This is a genomic window from Mycobacterium sp. MAC_080597_8934 (assembly GCF_000523975.1).
GTDB classification, from domain to species: domain Bacteria; phylum Actinomycetota; class Actinomycetes; order Mycobacteriales; family Mycobacteriaceae; genus Mycobacterium; species Mycobacterium avium.
Window position 1 is genome coordinate 1 of record NZ_JAOS01000038.1, and the last position, 4,241, is coordinate 4,241.

Sequence of the window (4,241 nt, forward strand, 5' to 3'; positions counted from 1 at the left end):
CACTTCTCTAGATTCTGGAGGTTGTGTTGGCATCGTCGCGTCGGTGAAGAATGGGCCGGGACGTCGTCCGCAGTCGGCCAAGCGTCAGCGGTTCATGGAGTTGCGGGCTCGCGGGTGGAGCGTGCGGGCCGCGGCCCGCGAAGTCGGTGTGTCCCGGTCCGCTGCGACGAACTGGACACGCGGTTACAAGACCTACCGCAACGGCGTCGCGGTCGGGTTCGTCCCGCCGCTAGATCGACTAGCGGTCCGCCAGATCAGCACGCGATACCTGTCCCAGGACGAGCGCATCGAGATCGCCGATCTGCATCACTCAGGGCTGAGGGTGCGGACGATCGCCACCCGACTCGGTCGAGCGCCGTCGACGATTTCGAGGGAGCTACGGCGCAACGCACCAGCCGGCCGCGGATATCAGCCCTTCGATGCCCACCGGCGAGCCACCGCGCGACGAGCACGTCACCACCGCCGTCGGGTCGACACCAACGACCAGCTCGGTAACGCGGTCGCCGAGCTGCTTCTTCAGCGTTGGAGCCCCCAACAGATCAGCCGTCACCTCCGCCACCGCTTCCCCGATGATTCATCGATGTGGTTATGCCACGAAAGCATCTATCAAGCTGTCTATCAACCGAATTCACGTTTCATGCGGCCCTCGCGATTAGCGCCGCACCGACGCTCACCGCTGCGCACCGGTCGAGATCACCGCCGAGCGCATCACCGCCAGAGTTGCCGGCGGCCGCGGTTCCAGCAGCCGATGCTCACCATCCACGACCGGTCCTTCTCGGCTGTCGACCGGTCTGAAGCCGGCCACTGGGAAGGCGACCTTGTGCGCCACGAGGCGCTGTGTGACCGAGCGGAGGTGAGAGACCTGCGCCGTTGTGCTGTCGCAGCAGCGTAACGAAGCTGGGGGCAGCCTGGACCGGGAGACGCCGGCGAGGGTGGTAAGCAGCCCCGACAACGACGGGACAGGCCGGCACTACCGGATGGCCTGGGTCCGGCCAAGCATGAGGAGAAGGTGTACGCGAGGAACCAGTGTTTTAACGCCTCTCAAGTCTCCCGCCAGCTCTAACCCGGTGGATTCGGGCTGGTCTGCGATGCGCACCAACACCACTGGCGTCTCGGTGTTGGGAACTCCGGCTGCGGTTTAGGTCGCTGCCGCTGGAGGCCACGGTGAATGCCTGCGGCGTAGCCGTGGCGATATCGCAGGGGCATAGCTGGGCACCTCCCTCCTCGAGCGGTCAGCAGTGAACGTGGGAACCATCGCGAGGCTCCCGTGTCGTCGTCCTCAGCCGAGGGCGCCGAATCCGGGTTGACGCGTCGTCTGTCGATGGCCACGCGGTGGGGCGGAGGGGCCGTAGTAGTCCGAGCGGGGGAAAGCCTCGTGCATGGCGAAGGGCCCCAGCGGAATTGATGCAGCGAACACGACACGAACGGAGGCACTGGTGAATACCGGTGAGCTGTCATGGCCCGATCCCGATCAGGCGGCATGGCAGGTACGACAGATGCAACGCAAGCTGCACCACTGGGCGGTCGAAGATTCCGACCGCCGCTTTGATGATGTGTTCAACCTCGTCCACCACCCGGACTTTCTCACCGTCGCGTGGGAACGGGTGCGGGGCAACAAGGGCGCACGCTCAGCCGGTGTCGACCGGCTGACTCCTGCGTCCATAACCGGAGATGCCGAGACGGTGGCGTTCCTGAGCCACGTTCGAACCGAACTGAAGGCACGGACATTTGCTCCACTTCCGGTGCGGGAGATACTCATTCCCAAACCAGGGAGCAGCAAACTCAGGCGGCTCGGTATTCCCACGGCGATGGACCGCACGGTTCAAGCGTCGTTGCTGTTGGTGTTGGAGCCGATCTTCGAGGCGGATTTCGAGCCGGTCAGTTACGGTTTCCGTCCCCGACGTCGCGCTCAGGACGCGATCGCCGAGATACATGCTTTGGGGACCCGGAACTATCACTGGGTCTTCGAGGCTGACATCGCGGCGTGTTTCGACGAACTGGCTCACTCCGCCATCATGGAACGAGTACGCACGCGGATCGTCGACAAGCGGGTCCTGGCCCTGATCAAGGCATTCCTGAAGGCGGGCATCATGTCTGGCGACGGAACGGTCAGGGAATCTGATACCGGCACACCCCAGGGTGGCATACTCTCACCGCTGCTGGCCAACATCGCTCTGACGGTGTTGGACGCACATTTCCGTGTGAAATGGGATGCCCATCGGACATCTCAGCGGCGAGATGCCCATCGCAAACGTGGCGGGGCCACCTATCGGATCGTCCGCTATGCCGACGATTTCGTGATCATGGTGGCCGGAACCAAAGCGCACGCGGACGCATTATGGGACGAAGTCGCGGATGTCATTGCCCCACTGGGGCTACGGCTATCCGTGGAGAAGACCCAGGTATGCCACCTCGACGAGGGGTTCGACTTTCTCGGATTCCGCATCCAGCGGCGCCGCAAGAAGGGCACGAACAAGGCAGCTGTCTACACCTACCCGTCGAAGAAGGCGCTGCTTTCGATCATGACGAAGGTGCGGGCGCTGACCAAGAAGGCACGTCATCATGGCCTTGCTGATCTCCTCGGACGCCTCAACCCGGTGCTCCGAGGATGGTGTGCGTATTTCCGTCACGGTGTGTCGAAGGCAACCTTCGGATACCTCGATTCCTTTGCCTGGCATCGGGTCACCCAGTGGCTGCTCAAACGGCACAAGCGGATCACGTGGGCGGAGCTCTACCGGCGGTTCCTGACCGGAAGGCCAGGCAATCGTCCGCAAGAGAATGGGATCGTCATGTTCGATACCACCACCGTTCCGATCACTCGGTATCGGTGGCGGGCGAGCAACATCCCCACACCGTGGACCAGCACAGCGGCGACCTCGGTCCCCGCATAACGGTGGCAGTCCGTGGAGCGCCGGATGCGACGAGAGTCGCACGTCCGGTGCGGAGGGCGGGCCGGGGAAACGGGCCAGGAGCAATCCCGGCACCGCGCCCCGGTCCGACCCCTACATCATCGGTAATAACCACCTCTCGGCGATCGGCACTCTGGTCGAACGCCAGACCCGGATGCTGCGGTTGGTGCATCTGCCTCGCAGTGACGCCGACTCCCTGCACGCGGCCTTGGTGGCCCGCATGAAGGATCTGCCACCCACGCTGATGCGGTCGATCACCTGGGACCAGGGCACCGAGATGGCGCGCCACCTTGCCACCACCGACAAGCTCGGCGCGCCCGTCTACTTCTGCGACTCCAGATCACCCTGGCAACGCGGCACGAACGAGAACACCAACGGACTGCTGCGCGACTACTTCCCGAAGGGCGTCACCCTCATCAGCCACCCGCCGGAGCAGTTGTTGGCCGTCGAACACGAACTCAACCATCGCCCCCGCATAGTCCTCCAAGACCGTTGCCCCGCCGATCTATTCGCTGCCCTGTTAGTCTCGAGTGATCCGTCGGTGTTGCGACGTTGAGTAGAACCCACCCCGTCGTCAACACCTCACACCTCTGCCGCGTGGACCGGCCCTAAGTCATTACGTCACGATCGGCGGTGCCCTTGCCGCCGCGAGTGTCCTCACGGGCAAGACACTGCGAAAAGACCGCGCTTCGGCTCCATCACCGCGAATCGTGCGTCGGGCACGGCCACTCGGATGTCGGTGGAGCTCAACATCTCGAATCCGCCCGCCACGCAAGTGCCGTTGACCGCGGCGATGATCGGCTTGTACACGGGGAAGCGATGCAGGACGGCGTGGATTGCGTCGAGCTTGTCCAGAGAAGAATCCGGTTATTTCCGCCTGCATCCTGCGAGTCCGAGGCGGTCGGCGGCATCTCGCTGCCAGATGTCAAGACCCGGGTGTGTGCCAAGTGATAGGTCGACGGTTCGGCGTGTTCGTTGGTCGCCTGTCTACCGGATGGTCATGAGGCGTTCGGTCGGCCCGGTGCCTGTAGGTGAGGGCGGGGTGGCAGCCGCGGTGTTTCTGTGGGACGGTGCGGCGCTCGATTCGATGCGGCTGCGGCCGGTGCTCATTGCGGCGATCCCCTCTTCGGGTGCGTTTCAGTAGATCTGCATATCAGTACGCGGATCAATGAGGGGTCCTGCACTTGGGCCCAAGGTGAGGCGCGGCACCCCTCGCGCGTCGTCGGCGATGAGTTGCCGGCGGGCGTCTGCTGAGGCCCTGTGTTGGGGACGGTCTAGGTGCACGCGGCGAGGTGTGACTGCTGATCGGACTACGCAGGGAGCGATTTTTGG

At 63.9% G+C, this 4,241-nt stretch carries 4 protein-coding genes and 1 pseudogene; 4 read left to right on the top strand and 1 reads right to left on the bottom strand.

Features of this window, described 5'->3' with window-relative positions; all coding sequences use genetic code 11:
* Positions 1 to 94: 94 nt before the first annotated feature.
* The 3 genes and pseudogenes from NF20_RS26650 to NF20_RS20060 all read left to right on the top strand — a co-directional run.
* Positions 95 to 823 (top strand): annotated as a pseudogene (locus NF20_RS26650) (IS30 family transposase); the annotation flags it as partial.
* Between the two features lie 613 nt (positions 824 to 1,436).
* Positions 1,437 to 2,891, top strand: a complete 1,455-nt coding sequence (ltrA, locus tag NF20_RS20055) for a group II intron reverse transcriptase/maturase (protein WP_033711551.1) — start codon at positions 1,437 to 1,439, stop codon at positions 2,889 to 2,891.
* Complete coding sequence (locus NF20_RS20060) at positions 2,779 to 3,465, top strand: IS30 family transposase (RefSeq protein WP_372585603.1); 687 nt, start codon at positions 2,779 to 2,781, stop codon at positions 3,463 to 3,465. The genes ltrA and NF20_RS20060 overlap by 113 nt, the downstream gene beginning before the upstream one ends.
* A 101-nt stretch (positions 3,466 to 3,566) precedes the next feature.
* Here the strand turns inward: NF20_RS20060 and NF20_RS26655 are convergent, their stop codons facing one another.
* A complete protein-coding gene (locus tag NF20_RS26655; RefSeq protein ID WP_007168480.1) occupies positions 3,567 to 3,719 on the bottom strand; it encodes an enoyl-CoA hydratase-related protein in 153 nt (50 codons plus the stop codon).
* A gap of 211 nt (positions 3,720 to 3,930) precedes the next feature.
* Here NF20_RS26655 and NF20_RS28370 point away from each other — a divergent pair, with 211 nt between their 5' ends.
* Positions 3,931 to 4,053 carry a hypothetical protein gene (locus tag NF20_RS28370; RefSeq protein ID WP_255250777.1) on the top strand — a complete coding sequence of 41 codons (123 nt, stop codon included), beginning with the start codon at positions 3,931 to 3,933 and terminating at the stop codon, positions 4,051 to 4,053.
* The last annotated feature ends 188 nt before the right edge of the window (positions 4,054 to 4,241 follow it).